We start from the raw sequence: 21,892 nt of genomic DNA on the forward strand, positions 1-21,892 counted from the left end.
GAAGACGATGCTGCGTGCCAGACGAGCGGCCCGCTTTGCTGTGGAGGTGCAGGCTCAGGCGAAAATTCGTTACCGAAAGTTCAAACTCTCGATCAAGATGCTCGGCACGATCGGTTCGTACACTAGAAACGCGGAGGATTGCCGGACCACTCGAGCAACAGCTCGCCGACGTGGAGGGGACGCCGCACAAGGTGAGGCGCAAAGCGCAAATGGCTGCAGCCGAAAAAATCGCGGTCACATGGTTTGAGCGGTAGCGGCTCGCCCGTTGACTACCGCTGAGCGTTGGCGCAGGAGCGCCTTTTCCGCGGCACTTGCAAACTGTCGCTACTGCGGTGACTCGCGAGTGCGCGGGATCGGGGAGGGGAGGCCCGAGATGCTGGAGCTCATTCCGCGACAGTGGAAAGTGATGGAATCGTCCGGTGAGGACCCCCACCGGAGGGCGCTGTGCGCGAGAATATGTGCAGGCGGTCGCGCCCCACACCCGATTGCGCGTGGATGTGCGACCCCGAAGCTGCTCGCTCTATCTTGGCAAGTAGGATTGGAATCTGCCGGTCGATCGTTAGAGCGCATCTGTTGCGCGGGGCGTCGACTTGATGTATCGACGCTCGGCAGAGTGCCCAGGCGCATCCTCGTGAACTTGGACGTACTTAGCGGTGGCACACGGCCAAGCTCAGCGGCCAAACTTTGCGACCCGGGACGTTTGGAATGTGGTCGCACTTGTACAGCTGATTGTGATCTACAGTTAAATGGCTTTCCAGGTATTAGAATTGCTACCGCACTTCACCGATGATCGTGGTCAACAATTCCCGAATAAGCGGAGAGTGTCGACGCTTCTTGAGACAAACCAGGCGAAGCGTTCCAAAGACTCGAAAATCCGAAAATCTAACAATCTTATATTCTTTTCGCGGCTCGATTTCGTCAGCCGACACAATTCCGATGCCGATCCCAGCAGCTACCGCGGCGCAAACGCCTTCCCGACTGCCAATTTCAAGAGCGCGACCCGGTACATAGTTGTGACGATGCAGCTGTTCTTCTGCTAGCTGGCGCGTTTCCGAACCCGGTTCACGCATCAAAAGAGTCTCTGACTTGAACGCTGCCCGGTCGATAATGCCCGCCCGGTGAATATGGTGCCCGCTGTGCGCAATAAGAACAATTTCGGGCGAGGAGAGTGGATACATATCGCATGCCGGATGGTCTTCATGAGCGCCAAGGAAGCCTACATCAATTCTGCAATCGATGACAGCCGACAGGATTTCCTCGGAATTAGCAAACGTTAGCTTGACATCCACGTTCGGGTAACGCTGATGAAACTTGCCAAGCATGTTTATCGCACTACGCGGCGCGATGGCGCCGATCCGTATGATGCCGTCCCGAAGCTTACCAGCACTCGAAAGAAGATTGCTGGCATCTTCTTCAAGTTGAAAGAGAGCCTGCGTGATCTCAAAGAGACGCTCTCCCAGTGGCGTCAGTTGAGACGTGCGTCCCCGGCCGCGAAAGAACAGCTCGACATTATAGCGGCCCTCGAGATTCTTTATTTGCGCTGTAATTGTAGGCTGCGAGCGATTCAAGATCCCGGCTGCGCGAACAAATCCGCCCCCCTTCGCAACGGCTGTGAACGCTCTCAATTCGACCAAATTCATGGTTCTGCCCCATAGAAGCGATCTACCACTACCCCCGAAATTCAATTTCCGTCAATTCGCACGACCACTGCATTGTTGGACGTTTGCCCGAGGCGAAGGACTTGGTGCGGCCCCAAGTTGGAGACGAATGGAAGGAGGGGGCAATACAATCCAACATCCAAATCGGCGATCAGTTTCTGGCGGCCGATACGCAACTCCAGCGCGCGTAAGCGGCGACCGGCCCCGTCGACGTGGCGTTAGGCCGCGGCTGACGAGCCTTTGTATGACTGTCTCCCCCGTTCGACCACGTCAAAGACCCGTTCCCGGCGCCTCAAGGACTACGAACTTGCAGGGCGGGCACATATCCTGAAGTGGGTCTGGCAACAGCTTGTCGCAACGCCTTCGACCGGAGCAGAGATGACACGCGTCGAGCCGACACCCGTCATGCCAGGGCCATTCCCGCCCCGGGGGCGGTGGTCGCAGCGATCGAACCGACCCAATCGCTCTTGTGGTCAATGGAGGCACATAGCGAGGATTCCATTACTCCTCCAACTGTTTTTTGACGCATCACGAACCGAAATGATCTCGCCCTTCGATTGGCTACGGTCTTCAGTCCCAAGCGTGCCTCGGTTCGCGTGGTCGGTTTAGGGAGTTCCCAAACAGCGGGTGAACCCCACAGCCACCGCATGCCGCGAACTGCATGAGATCGCTCAATACAGCTGAGCATTCTCTCCTGTTGCGGGACAATTCGCACAATTTCTGCATTACAAAGCGTCAAATGGGAGGAATTCGGCGGTTGGCCGAGCTATCCTCCGTCCATGGCATCGCAAACTCCAAGCTCTCTCGGGATCCTGCACCTAGAACGCGGGTTGCGGCCTGGCGCCAAGCCGCCGACGCCAGTGCCCGGGTCAATGCTGAGCCCCGCTACTTTCACCTTCCCGACCATCTCGGAGACCGTTGCGGGAGCTTGGGTGGAGAACGTCGTGCGAGGAGATCCGGCGCTCGAACCGGCCTACATCGCAGCCGCCCAGCGGCTGGTCGAGCGAGGCGCCGTTGCGATCAGCTCGACCTGTGGCTTCTCCATCCGCCACCAGCGGGCGGTCGCCGCATCGGTGAATGTACCCGTAGTAATGTCCAGTCTGCTCCTGCTGCCAGCGCTGCTCCGCCAGTCGGCTCCGCAGGCCAAGATCGCCGTACTGACGTATGATTCGGCGCATTGCGGAGAGGATCTGCTCGGGATCGATGATCCGGGCCAGCGGGCGAGGATCGTGATAGGTGGCATTGAAGGCGGCAAGTTCTGGCATGATGAGTTAAAGCGTCCGGCGCCGCCGACCGACGTCGCTGCCATTCAGGCGGATGTCGCGGCCTGCGTCGCGCGCCTCCGCTCCGCGCATCCAGACATCGCGACCATCCTTTTCGAATGCGCCGCGTTCCCAGCCGTTGCGCCGGCAATCCGCCGTGTCGTGAAGCTGCCTGTCTACGATATTACGGATCTCTGCCGGATGACGATGGCGTCCATCGCCTGAGGCCGTCGTTACATGCACCCGAAAAGGCGGATTCCGAACACGAGCTCAGGCAGATGTCCGCAACGGAGTCGGTTCGCCAAAGAAACTTCTGCGGGCACGCAGACACAATGCCACACATTGCCGCTGCGAATGTCTCCAACTGAACTCCGGAGAACCGCTCTTGCCCGCATTTGGTCAACAGAAATCTCGCGGATCGGGCTCCTCGGCTGCGCAAGTCATCGCGCGCAAGAGGAAAACAGCAGAGAATAGTCAATTGTCAATTGGAGATCCAAGCTCATGAAAAAAGAACTGCATTTCGAGCGGGCTGAGTTCGCGGCACGCGTGGCGGCCGTCAAAAGCGAGATGGGCAGGCGGGGCATCGATATTCTGCTCCTCTCGGAGCCGGCCAATCACAACTATCTGACCGGCTACAACGCATACTCATTCTATACGCCACAAATGGTGATCGTCGCGCTCAATCACGACGAGCCAATCTGGATCGGGCGGTTCATGGACCGCATCTCGGCGCTGATGACCACCTATCTTACGGACGAGAACATCAGGGCCTACTCCGACCGCTATGTACAATCGGCCTTGTCGCCGTACGACTTTGTGGCTGATGTTGCAAAGGAACTGGGCGGCGAAAAAGCGCGAATCGGCGTCGAGATGGGAGGCTATTATTATTCCGCGCGGGCGCATGCTGATCTCGTCCGGGCGCTGCCGCTCGCTCAGTTTGTAGATGCCGACGTGCTGGTCAACTGGATCCGGATTGTAAAGAGCCCGGCTGAAATTTCCATTATGCGCCAAGCCGGCCGCATAGCCGATGCGATGATGGAGAGGGCCATCGACACGATCGAGCCCGGTGTGCGCGAATGTGATGTTGCAGCTGCCGTCTACCACCAGATGATGTCGGGGACGCCCGAGTTTGGGGGCGCCTACGCTTGCACGCCTCCCTATCTTTGCATCGGCGAACGTCAGATTGCGCCACATGCCGCCTGGACGGACGAGCCGCTGCCAGCTTCAACGACAATCAATCTCGAACTTTTTGGAAACCGGCATCGGTATCAAGTCAACCTCAGCCGTTCGATCTCGGTCGGAAAGCCTGCGTCCAGCTATTACAAGCTCGCAGACGTCGTAGTCGAGGCTTTGAATGCTGGCCTTGAAAGTGTCCGGCCCGGGCGGACATGCTCGGAAGTCGAAGACGCCTTTCGGCATACGCTCGCCCGCCATGGATTTGAGAAGGAGGCGAGGCTCGGCTATTCGATCGGGGTGGGCTTCCCACCTGCGGTCGGCGAGCGCACCGCCAGTCTGCGCAAGGGGGATCAAACTCTCCTCCGTCCCGGCATGGTTTTCCACATGATGCCAGGCCTATGGCTCGATGACGTTGGAATCACCATCACCCAATCCTTCGCTGTGACTGACCGTGGACACGAGCCGTTGACGTCGACACCGCGCAAGCTGTTCGTCAAATAGTCGAAGCAGGCGGCTGAGTCTGCCCGACTACGCGCCGGCAGTGCGATCTGCACTGCCAAAGGAGCTGACAATTTGAGGCGCAAGAACTCGTCGGCTCGGCGCAGCCCTGCTGACGTACCTTGCTCGTGGGATGAGCCCCACCCAATCGGGTAGAAGCGGCTCTCGCTTATGCCGCGCAGGCAGCCGCTGAGCACCTAAAGTTAATTTTAGTTCAGAAAACTTTCGGCAGAAGAACTCTGCGATAGCTGCTAACGGAGGGCCGGCCGGAAGCGAGATGGATTTCACCGTGACCGCAATCCATAATGATCGAGAATGCTGTCTCGGTTGGCTCCTCCGGCGAGGCGGTCTTGCAAACAGCATTGGGTGCCCCCGTTTCGTCGCAGAGCACTCGCTTTACGCCCTCTACGCTCAGGCTCTCGCGTGTAAAGGCGCATTGGAGGGCCGCAAGGCGTGCAGCCGATGACGGGTAGATACCGCGTAGCGCGTCCTGATTTTCCTGTCTGCGCGTTTCGGGCAGCAATGAGTTGTTCGTGTGCAAGTGGGCCTCTGCAGCTGGCAGGAAATACGCCCCTCCGTTGGCCGACACTTCCGCGGCGGCGATCTCGCCCCTCCGATCGCCGATCAGGTAGGAACGGCCACCCATGTGAGGCAGAGCGGCAAGCGCAGCGGCAGCGGATGCGACGTCGGCCATGGCGAACACGATGCGGCGTACGACCTGGCTTGGAATGCCGGCCGCGCACCCGTTAAGGATGAGATCGTTGTTGACCAGCGCGAGACCTGCGCTGTTCATTCCGGCCCAGCCAAGGCCGCCAAACGAGGCGACAACCGCAAATTCGAAGGCGCTCCGGGAGAAGTGCAGAAAGAGAGCAAGTTCGGAGTGCTTGTGAACGGGCGCGTCCCAGTTCTGAGCGGCAATAGCTCCCGCCTTCGTCTTCAGTGCGATAGCGCTGCATCCACTGTCGCTGTTCGGTTTCAATAATTCGAACCCACTGCGCAGGACGATATCGGGCACGGACTGACATGCACCTTCGGCAATTCCCTCGATTTCCTCGGCTGTCTCAGGTGATGTCTCGCGAATTGCATCAAATGCCGCAACGGCCCGCCGGCCCGCCGCGGATCGCTCGGCTGCTGGAAGTGCACCGACATCGTGCGCAAGAACACGCGCGATGTGATCGCGGAACCTGATGCCGTGGGCGACGCCTCTTTGGTGAGGCGTGCCGGTTAGAATCACGACTGGGATTTCTGCTTTCTGCACCTAAAATCCTCCATAGTACCGCAGGTTCTGCTTATAGTATAAATTCAGCTCGTTCGTGCAAGTGCGTTTTTTTCATTTAGTGAAAAATCCAGCCGAGTCGTGTTTGCTGCACCCGCGCGGATGGGCGCCGGAAGCAATCCTCTCCAGCTCCGGGCCTCCGAGCGCGAGAAACGCGCGAAGAGCTCCGCAAGCTTCGGCGTATCCGTGTGAGCTTCGCGCGTGGCGAGTGTGCGGGCGCGGCGGCCGCAGGATGGCTGCTGTTCTGCAAGATCGCGCGTGATGCTCGCCGGCGCTCCGGCCCGGATCTTACGGCCTAACTCCGAATGTGTGCGCCACCGCGTTTCCCAACAATCGCGTCGACCGTCAATATGATCCCGATGTTGAAGAAGATCGTCAGCGCAGAAACTGCAAAAATCGCTGGACTAAAGGAAGTATTGGACTGCTGAAACAACCAGATCGACAGGGGAAACACATCAACAGTGTAAAGGAAATAGCTGAGCGTGAACTCGTTGAACGACAGAATGAAAACCAGCAGGACGCCCCAAGCGATGCCGGCCCGCATCAGCGGCAGGACGATCTCAACGAAAGTGCGCAACGGCGAGGCGCCCAACGTTTTTGCGGCCTCCTCAAGTTCCGGATCGACTCCCTTCAGCGCGGTGATGCAGTTGCGCATCGTGAAGGGCAAGAAGGTAATCGCATGCGCAGCCACGATCTGCCATAAGCCAAATTCAATGCCGCTGACGCTGACCAGAATGAGCAGCGCAATGCCGAGCACTACGGCCGGAAACACAATCGGCAAACCGAGGAGTTCTTCGACAGCCGAACGGCCCGGAAAGCGATAGCGTACTAGCGCATAGCTTGCAGGTACACTTGCCAGGACGCAAAGGAAAGCGGTCAAAGCGGCAATCGCAACGCTGACCCGAAACGACTCGGTGAGCCGCGTGAGGCTTGCGGCGTCTCCGGTCGCCATATGCCAGACCTCAAGATACCACCTAAGAGAAAAGCCGGGCGGCGGAAATTGCAGGGTGCTGGCGGCCGTAAACGACATCACCACCACAATGGCAATCGGCGCCAGGATCAGCGCGATGAGGATCGCGGTCACCGAACCGATCAGCGCCGATTCCGCGCCATGTCGGCCAATTCCTGACATTGTGCAGCTATCTCTCAAAACGCGATCTGGAGCCCATGTGCCGGTGGGCGACCTGGACCGAGAGCGCAATGAAAATCAACGCCATCGAAAGCGCGGCGCCCAGCGGCCAATTGGAAAGCGTGCCCATTTGATCGCGGATGATCACCGCGATCGTAGAGACTCGCGAACCGCCAAGAAGGAGCGGCACCACGAAAGCGCCGGTGTTAAAGCCAAACACTAGGATCGTGCCGGCGGCGATACCTGGCATAGCCATGGGAAGGATGACATGGCGGTAAGTCTGCAAACGCCTTGCCCCGAGCACGCTCGCAGCTTCCTCGAGATCGGACGGAATCACGCTAAGCGACGAGACCAGCGGCAGCACCGCGAGAGGGATCGTGGTTTGCACAAGGCCAAGCAATACACCGGTGGTGTTGAACAGGAGGCTGAAGGTGCGCGGCTCACCGGTTATCAAAAAGGCGACCTGATTGATCAGCCCATCCGGGCCCAGGATCGCAACCCAGCCGAAGCTTTGCACCAGAAGACCAACCACCATGGGCAACATGATGCAAATCAGCACCAAATCGCGCGCCAGTCTCGAGGAAGTCCGCACCATGAAGAGTGCGATCGGGAACGAAACTACCGTTGCAAGAACTGCGCTGACAAGGGCAAGCCAGATCGTGTTGAGAATGATTGACAAAAAATATGGGCTGAAGGCCTCGACAAAGGCTGCGAGGCTCCATCCATTCCACTCGGCATAGCGCGGACCGAAGCTGATGCGCAATAAGGTGAGCGTACAAACGAGCAGCAGCCCAGCCAACAGACCTGCAGGCAGCAGCAGCCAAATAATCGGACGCCGAATGGGGCTCGCTATCGCCGACGCCAAAGGCGCTGCAGCGGCTTCGCTCGTGCCGACTGTCGTCATGCCTCTACCACACGCGTGTGCTCGGGATCGACAGACACCCAGACAGATTGGCCCGTACTTGCGCTTGCCAAGTAGTCTCTGGTTGATCCGGCGGAGAGCGAGGTACCATCAGGCAGTTCCATTTGCCAATGGTAGAACCCGCTGTTGAAGCTCACCGAAACCAGCTTCGCCTGCATCCCCCCTCCTGGGTCGGCCACATCGACTTGCGTCTGGCCAGGCCGGAAGATGATTTTGCCGCCCTTGGTGAGATGCTCGCAAGCTTTCACCCTGAGCCGGCAGCCTGCTTCAACCTCGACTTCTGAGATATCCCCGTCGACGCTCAAGACCTTCCCCACCGTCAGGATGTTTGCATCTCCGACAAATTCGGCAACGAAGCGATTGGCTGGTGCATTGTAAATATCCGGCGGTGGGCCGACCTGCAGGACCTTGCCGCCGCTCATTACCGCAATCCGGTCAGACATCGTGGACGCGGTTTGCTGATCATGAGTAACGTAGACGGCAGCGATACCCATTTTTTTTTGAATTGCACGTAATTCCACGGCCATATAGTCGCGAAGGCGGCGATCGAGTGCAGCCATGGGCTCATCAAACAGCACGAGGGCAGGCTGGGTCACGAGGGTACGTGCCAGAGCGACGCGCTGCAGCTGGCCCCCGCTTAATTCGTTCGGCCATCGCGCCGCGAAATTGGCGGGCGGCAATTGCACTAGTTCAAGTACGTCCCTGACCTTGGCCCGAATAGTTTCGGAAGCGACGTTCCGCATCCTCAAGCCAAAGGCGACATTCTTTTCGACGGTCATATGCGGGAACACGGCAAGAGACTGAAAAACGAGCCCCACATTGCGCTGCTGCGGGGTAAGGCCTGCTACGTCACGACCGTGAATGCGAATGTATCCCTGGGTCGGCGTCTCAAGACCAGCAATCATCCGCATGAGAGTCGTCTTTCCACAGCCCGAAGGGCCGAGAATGGAAAGGATCTCGCCCCTCGGGACACTCAGTGAGACGCCGTCGACAGCGCGCACCTTTCCCTGTGCGAAATGGCACTTCACGTCTCCGAGCTCTAAGGCGTTGTCTTTCTCGGTCATGGCTGAAACCTTATGGTTCGGGACGAGATGCCATCAGGCATGGCAATAGGTACGTTGCTTTCCGTTCCAGGCCATCTACCCTCCAACCGCCTGAGCGTATCGGCGCACCCAGTCGTCTCGCACGGAGGCAAGAAACTTGGCGTCAAGCGTGATTGCGCGTTTGGCAATCAAGTCCGGCGATGCAATATACGGGATGGCTCTTGCTTTTTCTGAAAGCACCGCTTGCGCGTTGGTGGGGCCATACCAGACGTCTTCAGCCATTTTTCCCTGCACTTCAGGGGCTAAGGCTTTGTTCATGAGAGCATGTATCGCCGCCCGGTCACCAGGGGCCCCTCTCGGGCTCACCATGAGTTGCAAGTCCACGAAGAAGCCCTCGGCTATATCGTAGGTGCCGCTCATGTTGTATTGGGGATCGGGAATGTACTGGGTGTACAGTAGCGGAGAGTACGGCGCAGCCAAGCGACCTGAGTTGGTACGAAATAGTTCTGCTACCCGCGCTGGATTGTTAGTGATCGTAAGGATCCGATCCTTCAACTTCGCCAACAGCGCAAATCCTGCGTCCGGATTGTTCGCATCACCGCCCGCCACCTTGGCAGCAGCAATGACCAACTCCATCGCTCCGCCGCTTTGCGGGGGCACTAAAATGACTCCCCCTTTGCTTTCCTCCGTCCAAAGGGCCTGGTAGGAGGTAGGCGCGCGACCATAGACGTTCGTGTTGTAGAGAATTCCGTCGGTCCACAGGAAGTAGCCGACGCCGTATCCGTCTGCGCCAGATCGGTACTGTGGAAGCAAGCTTCGCGAATTGGGAATCTGTGCCCAATCGGGCTTTTCGAGAAGATTTGCCTCTCCTAGCGTCGCTGCACCATATCCACCAAGAATGACCAGATCGTACTGCGGACGAGAGGCAGAGGCCCTGATTTTGGCAATCATGTCCGAAGTGGTCCCTGTAAGATCAGGTATCACTTTTGCTCCCGTCTCTGCTTCGAATGGCCGCAGAATATTGCGAACCGCTGCCTGCCCGGTGGGATCGGACCAGGTCAGGACCCTCAGCACCTTTCCAGCGAATTCTTGCGCCGACGCGGTTTTGACCCACGGCATGGAAATGACGCTTCCCACCGCAGCGGATGCAGCGCCCCTCAAAAAAGCCCGGCGCCTCAGAGCAGTCTTCGGAATGTTATCCATAATGGCCTCTCTTACCTGGTTGCTTCCCCTGGCTCTACCGCGGGCCTGCAGGCGCTCCGGCACTCAAATTGTGCAACGGCGGCGCTGCGCTCCCGAAGTACCAGCCCGAGCGCGGTTCGCTCGCATTTCTTCATTGGTTCCAATTTGAGCCGATACATTTTTTTCTTGTCAAGAAAAATATTAAAGCGACCTGGTCTGGCATTATTCTTCTGCTGGGACCAAATCGGTTTGCAGCCGGCACGTACATGCCGGTCAGGCGGCAAACCAGGAGGCCTCCAAGGGGCGCTTGTTGATGAAGCAGGTGGGGTATGGCAAAGTCGAGCCACACGATTGTTAAAGCTCAGAATTTGAGATCCGAGGCGGCTGAGGGCAAGGCGGGAATGAGCGCGCCGTTAGAAGGCGATATCAGCCAAGTCGTGGGGCAGCGCATTCGCGAGGCGCGAAAGGCTGCCGGGCTCAGCCTCGAGGTAATGGCGCAATCGGTTGGCATTTCCGTACCGCAGCTTTCTAAGCTGGAGAACGGAAAGAGCACAGCAACCATCCGCTCATTGGCCAAGATAGGCCTGGAGTTGCAGCGGCCCCCGAACTATTTTCTGCAAAGCGACCAGCAGATGGCTCGCTGCCTCGGTACGCTAGTTCCATCGTGGGATACCGAGGGCCGCGCGATTGAGAAGTTTGCCGAGCTGGTTGGTAAGAGGACCGGGTCCCGAGTGACCGTGGCCGTGTTTCCGGCTGCGCAGCTTGGATCGGCTGCTACCCAGATTCAGGCGCTCATGAATGGCGTGCTGGATCTATTTGCAGAAAGTATTGGTTTTTTTGAGAGGTTCTCTCAGCCGCTGCGGCTGGCATCGCTTCCTTTCTGCTTCGTTAGCGAAACCCACTACGAGCGATTTCAGACGAGTAAGCTGTTTAACACGGACGTGAGAGACACCCTCAGGGCAAAATCTGTTGAGCTCCTGAATGCCAATTGGAAGTGGGGCCAGGCTCCGTCGGTGGTGCTAATCTCGAAGAAGCTCATCACATCGCCGGATGAGTTGAAGGGCTTACGCGTCCGATGCCCGGAGAACGAGACTTTTCGCGCCTACCTGGAGCGCTTGGGCTGCGAGCCGGTCGTGGTCCCCTGGGCGAAGGTTGAAGCTACCTTTCAAGCGGACCAGATCGACGCGATGATTTCCAAACTCAGCCACGTTGTGAGTATGCGCTTCACGCGCTACGCGCGCTTCATGACGCAGCTTGACTACCGGCCTCTCGATCTATCCTTTGCCATAAACCGGCAACTATATCAGATGCTCTCGCCCGCGCTGCAAGATGGCCTCAATCAGGCCGCCGCCGAAGCCGGACAGTACTGCATCAATCTAATGACGCAGACTGCGGATCAGCTGCCCAGACTGCTCAATGAAGACGGCGCCGTCCTGGTGCAAGCCGCCGCGGGCCCGTGGCACGCGAGATCGATGGCGATTTTTGATGATCTGGAGCGGGCAGGTTGCTGGGATAGGGGCCTTGTCGCCGAATTCAGGGCTTTGGCGAACAACTGAACATCGCCGGGCTCAAGATAGCGACGTGAAACAGATCAACATCCGCATCGAGGCCTTGCCGGGCTGTGGGGCGACCCGGTTGAGACCGCAGCCGCCTTGCTGCTCAACATCGAAAACGACCCGCGCCTGACCGCAGCTCTGCTGCCAACGTTGATCTGAACCTGCTGACCGGCGATGTAAATGGTCAGCCTCCGCTCTCGTCTTTGCGCTGGGTTGCCCTTGTAACCGATCGCCCTGCTGGGCGAAATCGGCGGTGATGTGAATGAATGCATGGGCCTCTTTTGGACCCTGATTTCCAAAAAGAGATAAATCCTACAGCAGGCCGTTGGCGGCATTCAAAGCAATCCGGGGGAAGACAACGCGAAGGCGCGCGATTCCCCCTCGCCGTTAGAGGTGGGCCCGTTCGGAAGCGCCAGAGGATTTGCTCCCTTCTGCACACTTGGCCGCTTGGCCTGAGCGCCTTCGAGGCCCGGTTTCCGCATTGCTTTGGCTGGCTTCGGTGTGCTCGAAGCTACGCCCGCTAGGGCGTTGGGAGGCGGGTCAAGAGCCTTCAGTACGCGCCCGCTCAGAAAATTTTTGAGCTGCATCTTGGTTGTAATTTTTCTTGACAAGAAAATTGGCGCCTGTTCTCATATCGTGCAGTGAAGGAGGTAAGCGGCTTCCAGCCGGGTAGTTTTGCCCGATAGCGGCTCCGCTTCCGGTGGCGCGCTGCCGGGTTAGCAATCCGACCTGGGTGAGTGGGGCACCGCTGCCAAAAAGGAATACGTGGGTGGGGAGTTCATGAGCGTAACCAAGCAGGCTGGGCCAGGACGGCAGGGACCGTGCTCCGCGCTGGTATCGTCCTAGGTATCGAGCGTCCCACCCGGTTACGGCTTTTTCGAAGCATCGCGGAACACCCAGTTCTGCGTAAAGGAGGAGGGCGTCATGACCAAACAGGATTTCGCGGCCCATTCATTCAAGGATCGGAGCCGCCGCTCACTGCTGCAGTCAACGGCGGCCTTACTAAGCGTACCGTTCGTCGCCAAAACAACTGCAGCGTGGGCAGTGGAAAAGCTCGCCGGCAGTGGCGAAGTGGTCGTTTATAGCTACGGTGGCTCCTTCACGGAAAATGTTCGGCGATATGTCTATGAGCCGTTCACGAAAGCGACGGGGATAAAAGTCATAGATGTGGTGGCCGATTTGTCTGAGCCCCAGATCAAAGCAATGAACCAAGCCGGCCGCATCGATTGGGACGTCGCCTATCTTGTGTCACATAACTATCCAGCAATGCACCAAGCCGGAATGTTTGTGCCGATCGATTACAACCTGTGGGACCAAGAGTCGCTCGAGGGCACACCGTCGCACACGCGCCTCGAAGACGCAGTCGTAATTTTTTATTCGGGGGTCGGCCTCGCTTATGATCAGCGCACGTTTCCTAAAGGCGGCCCAAAAAACTGGGGGGATTTTTGGGACGTCAAAACGTTTCCCGGACCGCGGGGGTTCTATGGTGGTTCCGAGCCTGCGCCCAACATCGTGTCTGCGCTCCTCGCCGACGGTGTCGCACCCAAGGATGTTTGGCCGCTGAGCGATGACAAACTGGATCGCGCGTTGAAAAAACTCGGGGAGATCAAGCCCTACATTACCAAGTGGTGGGTAGCCGCCGGGGAGCCGATTCAACTCCTGATGAACCGAGAATACGTCATGACCAACGTTCACAACGGCCGTGCCCTCGCCGCGATCCGTCAGGGCGCGCCGATCCGATTTAGCTGGGAAGGTGCCTCGTTGGGCTATACCTACGCAGTGATTTTGAAGGGCGGGCCTAACACAGCCAATGCGCAAAAGCTGATTGCCTTCCTGAACCGGGCGCAAATTGCGGCCGGGTGGACCCAGGGGACAGGCTATCCTGGGCCGAACACAAATCAGCTCAAGTATCTCCCAGCCGAGTTGATACCGCATCTCAGCATAAGTCCCGAGAACGCGCCAAAGACGGTCCTCGTTGACGCAGCCTGGCTGGCGGCGAAACGATCCGACGGCAAGACCAATGCAGGTTACATGCAAGAGCGTTGGCTGGCATGGCGGTCATGATGAACTCGATAACAATCAACGGCTCGCGGCTTCGACATCGTTGCAGCTGGTGTTGAGCTCCTGCAACGCCGCCGCACGGTGTGTTGGATCGCATACTGATCGAGACCGGAGCTCGCGCAGAGGCGATCTCAGGACAAGAGCCGGTACGGCCTAGCCGAGGCGGCCCAACATTCACCTCGTACAAGTCCTTCAGGATAGCCTTAACGTGACATCCTCGGGGCAGAATTCTCGACCTCTTCGATCAACCAACAACCTAGCCATGGAACTCGACAGAATCGATGCTCGTCTTCTTGATCTTCTGCAACGCAACAATCGACTGAGGAGTGAAGAACTCGGCGCGAAGATCGGTTTATCTGCATCCGGAGTTCAGCGTCGACTGAAGCGCCTACGATCGAAAGGCGTCATAGAAGCAGACGTTTCGATCATTTCTCCAAAAGCAATCGGACGGAACGTGACCGTGTTGGTTCTCATTTCATTTGAGCGCGGCCGGACCGACATCGTTGATCGCTTCAAGCGCGCAATCTGCAAGATGAGCGAGGTAATGAGCGGATTCTACGTTACCGGCCAGACCGACTTCGTCTTGCTAGTCACAGCAAATGATATGGAAGATTATGAGCACTTTACGCGGCGCCTGGTACGCGATAATCCAGACATAATGCGTTTTGAAACGATGGTCGTTCTAGATCGGGTCAAAGCCAGCTTCACATTACCAATGGCTTCTTTCGCGTGCTGGTGACCAATCTTGGCATGGGATTGGACAGGAAGAGAACCGATTCAACTCCTGAGCCTCCAATGGCCTCGTTCGATGACCTCGTGTACGTGCTGTTCCTCGGCATTGGGAAGATCACGACCTTGCCGATGCGCATGTGGGAAGGAATCCGGCAGGACATCAATCCCACCATTGCAGCTGTGGCCACGCTGCAGATGCTGTTCGCCGGGGTTGTTATCATCATCGGTGCCCTGCTTGGGCGACAGAGAAATACCTGACAGCTTCGAGTGAGATCACAGGTCAAACTAGAAATCACGAAATTCCGCCAGGGAGCCGAAATGTTGATGAGAGCCAAGGTGAGCGGCACGGATGTGAAGACTGGAGGCATTGCGCTGCACAACCTGCAAAAGCGGTATGGTAGCGCAACGGCCGTCGACGATGTCAGTCTTTCCGTATCGCCCGGAGAGTTCATTTCGTTGCTCGGTCCCAGCGGATCCGGAAAGACGACAACTCTGATGATGGTCGCCGGTTTCGAGCTGCCGGACAGCGGGCGGGTGCTGTTGGACGACAGGGACATTACGCGCCTGCCGCCTCACCGCCGCGAACTCGGCGTGATCTTCCAGAACTACGCTCTCTTCCCGCACATGACGGTCGCCGAGAACGTGGCGTATCCACTCCGGATGCGGCGGGTGGCAAAGGCGGAGGTCGAGGCCCGGGTTCGCCGTGTTCTCGATCAGGTGCACCTCGGGGCTTTGGCCTCACGCCGCCCGCACCAGATGTCCGGCGGTCAGCAGCAGCGAGTTGCGATTGCGCGCGCACTGGTTTTCGATCCGCCGGTTCTTCTTCTTGACGAACCGTTGGGCGCGCTGGACAAGAAGCTGCGCGAGCACCTCAGGGGCGAGATCAAGACCTTACACAAGGAGGTCGGCAAGACGATGATCTACGTCACGCACGATCAGGATGAGGCGCTCGCCATGTCCGATCGGGTCGCGGTGATGCACGAAGGACGGATCCGGCAGGTCTCTGCACCGCAGGAGCTCTATCGCAGACCGGCCGACTTGTTCGTGGCGAGCTTTGTCGGTGAGGTGAACCTCATCCCGGTCAAGCTCAAATCCGGCGTCGTTTACGGTGGCGCAGGCGAGAAGCTGCCTGCAGCGCCATGGCCCGATGCGGACGGCGATGCAACGCTTTGCGTACGGCCCGAGCATTTGCATCTGGACCCCAGCGCCGCCGGCTCGTCACATGGGATTCCGGGGCACGTCGTCGGCAGAACGTTTATTGGAGATGCAACCATCTTCGAATTCCGCAGCGATTCCAGATTAAGGCTGACGTCGAAGGTGCTGAACATCTCGGCTAAATCGATGCCCGATGTCGGGGATGCCTGTGCCGCCTCGTGGGCCGTATCGGACGCAACCGTTCTGACGGAATAGCAAACGGCACAGCTTAGATGCCTTGCGAAGCACTGCAGCGCCGTTTGGAGAAGCGCGGGGCTGTCTTCGCATAGCTGCGCATATCGCCAGTTCGTGCCTTTCAACAGCACTCCTAAGTCGCTCTCTTTCTGCACTTCTCCCGCAGCGCCTAGCTCGACTTACCACCGAGTTCCTCTTGAAGGCTTGCCCCTCGCGGCAGCGATAAGGTCATGAAAAGAAATCCTAGGTCGTGACGCCCCTCAGTGCTTCGCTGAGAAAATACGACCTGCGCCGAGCGTATTATTTTTTTCTTGACAGGAAAAGTTGGGCCTGTTCATAGTCGATGGGAGCCGCGAAGTGCTGTCAAGACAGCAACTCCGAACAGGAGGAGAGAAGCTTTGGCTGGAAGAAATATGGCCTTTTCGCCTCAGGAGTATCGAGAGAGGCTTGAAAAGGTTCAAACTGCGATTCAACAGCGCGGCATGGTGGGCCTGGTTGTGAATTCGCCGCATAACATCTGCTACCTGACGGGCTATCACACCTCCGGTTATTTTGCTTACCAGGTGTTTCTTGTTCCGGCCGAGGGCGAGCCACTGTTGTTAGTTCGCGAATTGGAGCGGCCAAACGCCGATGAGTATTCATGGCTCGATCGCGATCAACAAGCCGTCTACCTCGATAACGAAGATCCGCCGGTCGTCACGGGCCGGTGGCTCGCAAAGTTAGGTTGGACCGAAGCAGGCAAACCAATCGGCATTGAGAAGACCTGTTTCACACTCGCTGTAGCGGATTTCGAGAAGCTTTGTGGTACTGCATCACCAAATACAGTAGTCGACGGATCGGGCATCGTTGACCGCGTGCGGCTCATCAAATCTCCGCAGGAGATCGCTTATGTGCGCCGCGCTGCGGCAATAACCGACATAGGGATGCGAACAGGTTTGGCCGCACTAGCAATCGGGAAGAAAGAACTCGAAATTGCGGCTGCCATTCAGCAGGCGCAGACGCTGGCAGGCTCTGAATATCCAAGTCTGCCGAATTACTTGTCGTCTGGCTATAGAATGACACTCGGTCATGCTACTGCAACCGAGAAAGTCATTGAAGCCGGCGATGTCCTGAAGTTTGAGATCACCAGCAGCATCAGGCGTTACACAGCCGCAATGATGCGCACTGCAGTGATGGGCAAGCCCACCGGCAAAGTCGCGGAAGTCGCTGATCTTTTGATTCGCAGCCAGGACCGAGCCTTCAGCATGATGAAGCCGGGGGCAGTTGCAGGCGAAATTGACGCCGCCATACGCCAGCCAGTTCTAAAAGCAGGACTGCGCAAGACGTACTATTCTCGTGTTGGATACTCCCTGGGCATCGGTTTTCCTCCCTTTTCCGGGGAATGGGAGACATGCGACTTCATGGAAGGTGACACCTGGCTGCTGCAGCCGGGCATGATCTTCCACATGATCGTCAATGCCAATGGCATCTCATTCAGCGAAACCATTCTGGTGACAGAGACCGGCTCGGAACGTCTGACGTCTTTACCCCGCGAGCTCTTCGTTGCGGGATAGCCGCTCCACCTTCATTGGCAGGCCACGGCGCATACTGGCATTCGCGGCATCGCTGGTCCACTATCAAAATGGCTGGAGAATCCATGAGCGGAATGAGATATTCTGGACCAGGACATGGGCGGCGGGCCGTCGTACTCGGCGCTGGAATTGTCGGGGTCACGGCTGCTCGCGCGCTGCAACGCGAGGGATTCTCTGTCACGATCGTTGATCAGGGCGAGCCCGGCCGAGGCTGCTCCTATGGAAACGGTGGGGCAATAAGTCCCGACTTCTGTGTCCCCATCGCTATGCCGGGCATGTTAAGGCGCGTTCCGAAGTGGCTGTTCGATCCTAACGGACCTCTGGTCGTTCGGTGGTCCGATCTCCCAAGTTCAGCTCCCTGGCTGATGCGCTGGATCCGAGCCGGACGCCTCGATCAACTTGATAGCCTTTCCAATGCGTTGAGGCAGCTTCATGCAACGAGCTACACGCGATACCAGCAATTACTCGGTTGCCGAGCTACTGGGCTGATAGAAAGGACCGGGCAGCTGTATGTCTGGGCAACGAATGCGCCAAACGCAACAGAAGCCTTGGCCAATGAGATCAGGAAAAAATTCGATATCGAAACGAGAGCCCTCGATCGCGACGAGATCCGCGAAATGGATGCCAACTTGGCTCCGATTTTCTCTCGCGGGCTCTACTTTCCGGACAACGGCCATACCGTCAATCCTTTGCGCCTGGTTCAGACCATCGCCGATATGATCACTAGTGAGGGCGGCGTGATCCTCAAGCAGCGTGCCATCCGGTTCGAGTTCGATGAGCGGCGTGCGAGGTTTTTACGCTGCGACGGCGATCTCCTGGAAGGGGACATCTTTGTTGTCGCAGCGGGTATTGCATCGAAAGATTTTGCCAAGGGGCTAGGAGATGAGGTGCCGCTTCAGGCCGAGCGTGGTTACCACGTCATGCTCCCGAACCCTGGTGTCTGGCCGCGCGTCAAGGTTAGCAACCGCGATTACATGTTCGGCATGACTTCGATGGAGCACGGCGTGCGCATCGCTGGGACAGTGGAGATCGCGCGCGCGGACGCTCCGATCGATGAACGGCGCCCGAGAGCAATGCTCAAGATGGCCAAGCGAATGTACCCGAAGTTGAATGACGATGGCGCTGAATTCTGGATGGGCTGCCGCCCATCTACGCCAGACAGCCTGCCGGTAATCGATCGTTCCCGTGCTGCCACCAACGTTATCTACGCGTTCGGACACGGGCATACCGGCCTTACAGGAGCGCCAATGACAGCTGAGATCGTGGCTGCTTTCGCCGCCGATATCCAGCCGCAGATCGATCCGAGCCCATACTCATTGAAGAGGTTTGGCCGATCATGCTTCGCGCGAATATTAGGCTAGCGCCGCGCGGCAAACGCGTCTCAACCAAAGGCTGATCGAGCATATCGCGGGCGGATATCGAGCACCCGCTGAAGCTGCGGGCTCGACCGGGTTGCTGCGGCACGACTTTATCAAGATCTTACGTACCGCGCCAAGCAGGATCACAAGCTATGTCCTGCCGAACAATTGTATCGTCACCTGACAGTTATACGTTCTAGCCGGAGATTGGCCAAAGCCATCTCAAAGCTGGTGATGTGGACCATGCGCTCGCGCCCGCGTACGCCCGCTATTGCGATGCGCTGGACGCGCCCCGGTTGCGAATTGGCTCGGCTCGTGCCTCAATGGCGCGTGAACACTCACGATGGAAGGTCGAGGCGCAGTCGTCCTTGTTAGGATAATGTCGCAATCGAGGTGTGGATAGGGCTTCTCGGGTTGCGACATCCCAAGTGAAATCAAGCGCTTTCTGTATTTGCCCTCGCGGCGAACCGGGCAGATCATCTCACGGGCGCGATTTGCATCCACCATGGTTCGATTATCGCGCGCCATGGAAAACTGCCCGGGGGGCGACATCGATGTTTGAGGCTTCTTTAGCAGACGTTTAGCGCGCTCCACGATCGTCGATTACTTACTTCAACGCGCACTGGTCACACTGGAGTCTACTGCTGTCATGGTGACATCGATGGCTGGTTGTCGATTAAAAGCCTAGAACGCCTCGACCGTGTTGCCTACTCCCGCATCTCGAAAGGCGATGTCCACGCCTTCGAAAATCTGCGAATTTTGGCGGAGGAAGCAGAATTTCGGCGGAGATGGCCCTACATTGGAGAGCTTTTGCTTTAAGGCTCGCTAGTATTTGGAAAAGATTGGAATAAGCAGCTGCTGAGCCGGCTATTGTAAATCCGAGCGCGCGCCCAGCGTCATGGTACGAGAAGGTTGTTTGGAAAACCCAGGCGACCGGTGAGGAATTGCACCAGGGGGCGAATGGGATGTTGTGCGCGACTTGGCCTCAATTAAGGGGTAACCTTGCATCCACACGGCGCGAGGCCGAGCTGTTCTTAGATGGTTTTCATGACATTCGTGAGTCTCCGAGCCGGTCGCATTGGGCGGCAAGATGGATGAATATCGGAGATGCTCACTGCCTTGTAGGAGAGTTCAATTTCGAAAATGGGGTCTTTAACAAGGCCACCGAAGCTTGGCTTTGTGCGCTGACTGCGTTTGAAGTTGCCAGGCGGCTAGTCGAGGAAAGTGACCACGAAGGCGCAGACCTTTCCGCGAAAGTCGAGGCGAGCATTCAGCGGTTCGGCTCTCTGGAGCGGAAGGTGGAGCGAGTACGAATTGCGTTCTGTGACGAGCTCAAGTATGCCTACTACTTAACCGCTGGGGACCGCCATTTTAGCGCTCCGGCGATCATTTGCGTTAGCAGCGAAGAAGAAACGGATACGACACTGTTCGCAAGGCTCTTGCCAGTGGCCATTGGCCGCGGCACGTCGGTTCTCGTGGTCTCTCACGACGATGTCTCCAATCGCTTGCGCGGTCAATCGGAAGTGTTCTTGTCCTGCTGTTTGGACTACTTAACCGCTCGGCCTGGCGTTGATGCCACACGGATAGCTATTTTTGGCGAGGGACTATCGGCAGCCCTATGCACTGATTTCGCGGTATCTGACCGTCGTGTTGCTGCGGCCGTTTGCGACGGCGGGCTGTGGAGTTGGGCTCGCACTCGGGCGACCGTTGGATGGATGACGAGCACCCCTGATGTGACGGACGAAAGCGTGGTCTCGATGCGTCGTTCGCGATTGGTACGACAGCTAAAATGTCCGGTTCTCGTGGTTGCGGGCGGGCGCGGGATCGTCAGCGTGCCGGAGGCGGTCAAACTAGAATCGGATTGTACGGCGGAGGGTATCGATATCGAGCTGGCCTTGCCGCGCACGACAAAGACTCCGATGGGGGGGCTCGAAAATTTTGTTGCCGCCGACGAGCACATCTTTGGATGGCTGGAAGGTAAGCTCGCGCGCAGTGTCGCTCCATAGAGACTGTCCGTCAGGACGGTCGGGAGACTCTCGTGGGCGCCAATATTGCGTGGAAGGGATTTGAAGGTGGCGATGTCGAGACCGCAATCCTCCGCCGTTATATTATAGCCATTCCAGAGGCGCAGACGAGGAAATATAGGCACGCGTCGGAGCTAGAGCGGTGGTACGCTACGTAGCGTGGATCACTCGTTCGCCATCTCCCGTGACTTATCAAGGAGCTAGCAGCTCTCGACTAGCTTCCAATCTGATGGTTCTTACACCAAGCCTATGTTTAGTTTTTGAGATGCCAACCGGCTATTCTTGGCAATCGAGCTTAGTCGCTTGTTGAGGTAATCCAGCGACTGCTCGTCCAGATCGCCAAAGATTGTTGCATAAATTGCTCGTCTCTTCTGAGCCAGCTTGGTGATTTCCGCCCGCGCCTTTTGAGTAAGGGATATCTGCAGAAATCTTGCATCTTCCGGCGAAGTCGTGCGCGCCAGCAGCTCCATTTGCTCGAGCTTCTTGGTTTGATTCGTGACGAAGGCGGGGTGGATGCGCAGTTTAGTAGCAACCGCGATTCCCGAAACGCCGCGGCCTTGGTCGAGTTCATCAATGGCCATCAGGATCAACCATTGTGGCTCCGTTATTCCCAAGAAGTCGGCCCAACCCTTATGTATCGCGTCAAGCTGAGAGTGAATCTCGACAACATTCCAGATAAAGTCCCTAGCTGCTCTATCCAATTGATCTTGTTCAGACTTGGGCTTTTCGCCAATGCTCATTGTTGGTTCTCTCGGCCTCAAAAGAGATTCGTCGCTCGACGATGCATCCTATCCTCGGTCCATCTTCCAAAGAAGTCAGCGAAGCACATACTCGCCATGTAAATTATCAATTGACAAATGCAATTAATTTCGGTAGTGTCGGCTCGATCGTTTAGGCTCTTTGGTCCGACGATCTGGCAAAACCTCCAATCAGAACCCCTGGGATGCCCCCTGGGGGTTCTTTTTTGCGCTAGGATTGGCCGTCTGCGAGCGTGAGTTGCTCAACTGCAACACGGCACGCCAAATATATAGCGCTCTAAATTAATTAATTGAAAC

Annotated in this window: 17 protein-coding genes; 10 read left to right on the top strand and 7 right to left on the bottom strand. The window is 57.4% G+C overall.

The genetic code is table 11. The annotated features are described in order from the left end of the window. Window positions 1-770: 770 nt before the first annotated feature. Window positions 771-1,640, bottom strand: coding sequence for a LysR substrate-binding domain-containing protein (locus GPL20_RS25515; protein WP_157332809.1), 870 nt, complete (start codon window positions 1,638-1,640; stop codon window positions 771-773). A gap of 962 nt (window positions 1,641-2,602) precedes the next feature. On the opposite strand from GPL20_RS25515, the gene GPL20_RS39190 reads away from it, so the two are divergent. Both GPL20_RS39190 and GPL20_RS25525 read left to right on the top strand, forming a co-directional pair. Then, a complete protein-coding gene (locus GPL20_RS39190) occupies window positions 2,603-3,145 on the top strand; it encodes an aspartate/glutamate racemase family protein (RefSeq protein ID WP_309143232.1) in 543 nt (180 codons plus the stop codon). Between the two features lie 276 nt (window positions 3,146-3,421). Next, the gene (locus GPL20_RS25525; RefSeq protein WP_157332810.1) at window positions 3,422-4,597 is read left to right on the top strand and encodes a M24 family metallopeptidase; all 1,176 of its coding nucleotides are present in this window, start codon (window positions 3,422-3,424) and stop codon (window positions 4,595-4,597) included. Between the two features lie 211 nt (window positions 4,598-4,808). On the opposite strand, the gene GPL20_RS25530 is transcribed toward GPL20_RS25525, so the two are convergent. The 5 genes from GPL20_RS25530 to GPL20_RS25550 form a co-directional block, all read right to left on the bottom strand. Further along, on the bottom strand, window positions 4,809-5,852 hold the full coding sequence (locus tag GPL20_RS25530; RefSeq protein WP_157332812.1) for a C45 family autoproteolytic acyltransferase/hydrolase: 1,044 nt from the start codon (window positions 5,850-5,852) through the stop codon (window positions 4,809-4,811). Between the two features lie 313 nt (window positions 5,853-6,165). Further along, window positions 6,166-7,002 carry an ABC transporter permease gene (locus GPL20_RS25535; protein WP_157332815.1) on the bottom strand — a complete coding sequence of 279 codons (837 nt, stop codon included), beginning with the start codon at window positions 7,000-7,002 and terminating at the stop codon, window positions 6,166-6,168. Window positions 7,003-7,009: 7 nt separating this feature from the next. After that, window positions 7,010-7,903, bottom strand: a complete 894-nt coding sequence (locus GPL20_RS25540) for an ABC transporter permease (protein WP_157332817.1) — start codon at window positions 7,901-7,903, stop codon at window positions 7,010-7,012. Continuing rightward, the gene (locus GPL20_RS25545) at window positions 7,900-8,985 is read right to left on the bottom strand and encodes an ABC transporter ATP-binding protein (protein WP_157332819.1); all 1,086 of its coding nucleotides are present in this window, start codon (window positions 8,983-8,985) and stop codon (window positions 7,900-7,902) included. Before GPL20_RS25545 ends, GPL20_RS25540 begins: the two co-directional genes overlap by 4 nt. Before the next feature lie 75 nt (window positions 8,986-9,060). After that, window positions 9,061-10,167, bottom strand: a complete 1,107-nt coding sequence (locus tag GPL20_RS25550) for an ABC transporter substrate-binding protein (RefSeq protein WP_157332821.1) — start codon at window positions 10,165-10,167, stop codon at window positions 9,061-9,063. A gap of 308 nt (window positions 10,168-10,475) precedes the next feature. On the opposite strand from GPL20_RS25550, the gene dctP reads away from it, so the two are divergent. The 8 genes from dctP to GPL20_RS25590 all read left to right on the top strand — a co-directional run bounded on the left by dctP (window position 10,476) and on the right by GPL20_RS25590 (window position 20,819). Further along, window positions 10,476-11,702 carry a TRAP transporter substrate-binding protein DctP gene (gene dctP, locus GPL20_RS25555; protein ID WP_246250934.1) on the top strand — a complete coding sequence of 409 codons (1,227 nt, stop codon included), beginning with the start codon at window positions 10,476-10,478 and terminating at the stop codon, window positions 11,700-11,702. Window positions 11,703-12,626: 924 nt separating this feature from the next. Then, complete coding sequence (locus tag GPL20_RS25560) at window positions 12,627-13,766, top strand: ABC transporter substrate-binding protein (RefSeq protein ID WP_157332823.1); 1,140 nt, start codon at window positions 12,627-12,629, stop codon at window positions 13,764-13,766. A gap of 259 nt (window positions 13,767-14,025) precedes the next feature. Beyond that, window positions 14,026-14,502, top strand: coding sequence for an Lrp/AsnC family transcriptional regulator (locus GPL20_RS25565; protein WP_157332825.1), 477 nt, complete (start codon window positions 14,026-14,028; stop codon window positions 14,500-14,502). A 56-nt stretch (window positions 14,503-14,558) separates the two neighbouring features. Then, window positions 14,559-14,753 (top strand): ABC transporter permease subunit, encoded by a 195-nt coding sequence (locus GPL20_RS25570; protein WP_157332828.1) that lies wholly within the window; start codon window positions 14,559-14,561, stop codon window positions 14,751-14,753. Window positions 14,754-14,819: 66 nt separating this feature from the next. Then, window positions 14,820-15,905 (top strand): ABC transporter ATP-binding protein, encoded by a 1,086-nt coding sequence (locus GPL20_RS25575; RefSeq protein WP_157332830.1) that lies wholly within the window; start codon window positions 14,820-14,822, stop codon window positions 15,903-15,905. A gap of 392 nt (window positions 15,906-16,297) precedes the next feature. After that, window positions 16,298-17,437 carry a M24 family metallopeptidase gene (locus tag GPL20_RS25580; RefSeq protein ID WP_157332832.1) on the top strand — a complete coding sequence of 380 codons (1,140 nt, stop codon included), beginning with the start codon at window positions 16,298-16,300 and terminating at the stop codon, window positions 17,435-17,437. 92 nt (window positions 17,438-17,529) lie between these two features. Further along, window positions 17,530-18,816 (top strand): NAD(P)/FAD-dependent oxidoreductase, encoded by a 1,287-nt coding sequence (locus GPL20_RS25585; RefSeq protein ID WP_157332912.1) that lies wholly within the window; start codon window positions 17,530-17,532, stop codon window positions 18,814-18,816. A gap of 1,091 nt (window positions 18,817-19,907) precedes the next feature. Continuing rightward, the gene (locus tag GPL20_RS25590) at window positions 19,908-20,819 is read left to right on the top strand and encodes an alpha/beta hydrolase family protein (protein ID WP_157332834.1); all 912 of its coding nucleotides are present in this window, start codon (window positions 19,908-19,910) and stop codon (window positions 20,817-20,819) included. A gap of 254 nt (window positions 20,820-21,073) precedes the next feature. On the opposite strand, the gene GPL20_RS25595 is transcribed toward GPL20_RS25590, so the two are convergent. Continuing rightward, window positions 21,074-21,577 (bottom strand): MarR family winged helix-turn-helix transcriptional regulator, encoded by a 504-nt coding sequence (locus GPL20_RS25595; RefSeq protein ID WP_157332836.1) that lies wholly within the window; start codon window positions 21,575-21,577, stop codon window positions 21,074-21,076. Between the last annotated feature and the right edge of the window lie 315 nt (window positions 21,578-21,892).

Origin of the sequence: Bradyrhizobium cajani, from assembly GCF_009759665.1 — a bacterium.
GTDB lineage: Bacteria > Pseudomonadota > Alphaproteobacteria > Rhizobiales > Xanthobacteraceae > Bradyrhizobium > Bradyrhizobium cajani.

Excerpts from the sequence above, each read along its gene's own strand:
- GPL20_RS25515 (WP_157332809.1), bottom strand. The coding sequence starts at position 1,640 with ATGAATTTGGTCGAATTGAGAGCGTTCACAGCCGTTGCGAAGGGGGGC.
- GPL20_RS25525 (WP_157332810.1), top strand. The coding sequence starts at position 3,422 with ATGAAAAAAGAACTGCATTTCGAGCGGGCTGAGTTCGCGGCACGCGTG.
- GPL20_RS25535 (WP_157332815.1), bottom strand. The coding sequence starts at position 7,002 with ATGTCAGGAATTGGCCGACATGGCGCGGAATCGGCGCTGATCGGTTCG.
- GPL20_RS25540 (WP_157332817.1), bottom strand. The coding sequence starts at position 7,903 with ATGACGACAGTCGGCACGAGCGAAGCCGCTGCAGCGCCTTTGGCGTCG.
- GPL20_RS25545 (WP_157332819.1), bottom strand. The coding sequence starts at position 8,985 with ATGACCGAGAAAGACAACGCCTTAGAGCTCGGAGACGTGAAGTGCCAT.
- GPL20_RS25550 (WP_157332821.1), bottom strand. The coding sequence starts at position 10,167 with ATGGATAACATTCCGAAGACTGCTCTGAGGCGCCGGGCTTTTTTGAGG.
- dctP (WP_246250934.1), top strand. The coding sequence starts at position 10,476 with ATGGCAAAGTCGAGCCACACGATTGTTAAAGCTCAGAATTTGAGATCC.
- GPL20_RS25560 (WP_157332823.1), top strand. The coding sequence starts at position 12,627 with ATGACCAAACAGGATTTCGCGGCCCATTCATTCAAGGATCGGAGCCGC.
- GPL20_RS25565 (WP_157332825.1), top strand. The coding sequence starts at position 14,026 with ATGGAACTCGACAGAATCGATGCTCGTCTTCTTGATCTTCTGCAACGC.
- GPL20_RS25570 (WP_157332828.1), top strand. The coding sequence starts at position 14,559 with ATGGCCTCGTTCGATGACCTCGTGTACGTGCTGTTCCTCGGCATTGGG.
- GPL20_RS25575 (WP_157332830.1), top strand. The coding sequence starts at position 14,820 with ATGAGAGCCAAGGTGAGCGGCACGGATGTGAAGACTGGAGGCATTGCG.
- GPL20_RS25580 (WP_157332832.1), top strand. The coding sequence starts at position 16,298 with ATGGCCTTTTCGCCTCAGGAGTATCGAGAGAGGCTTGAAAAGGTTCAA.
- GPL20_RS25585 (WP_157332912.1), top strand. The coding sequence starts at position 17,530 with ATGAGATATTCTGGACCAGGACATGGGCGGCGGGCCGTCGTACTCGGC.
- GPL20_RS25590 (WP_157332834.1), top strand. The coding sequence starts at position 19,908 with ATGAATATCGGAGATGCTCACTGCCTTGTAGGAGAGTTCAATTTCGAA.
- GPL20_RS25595 (WP_157332836.1), bottom strand. The coding sequence starts at position 21,577 with ATGAGCATTGGCGAAAAGCCCAAGTCTGAACAAGATCAATTGGATAGA.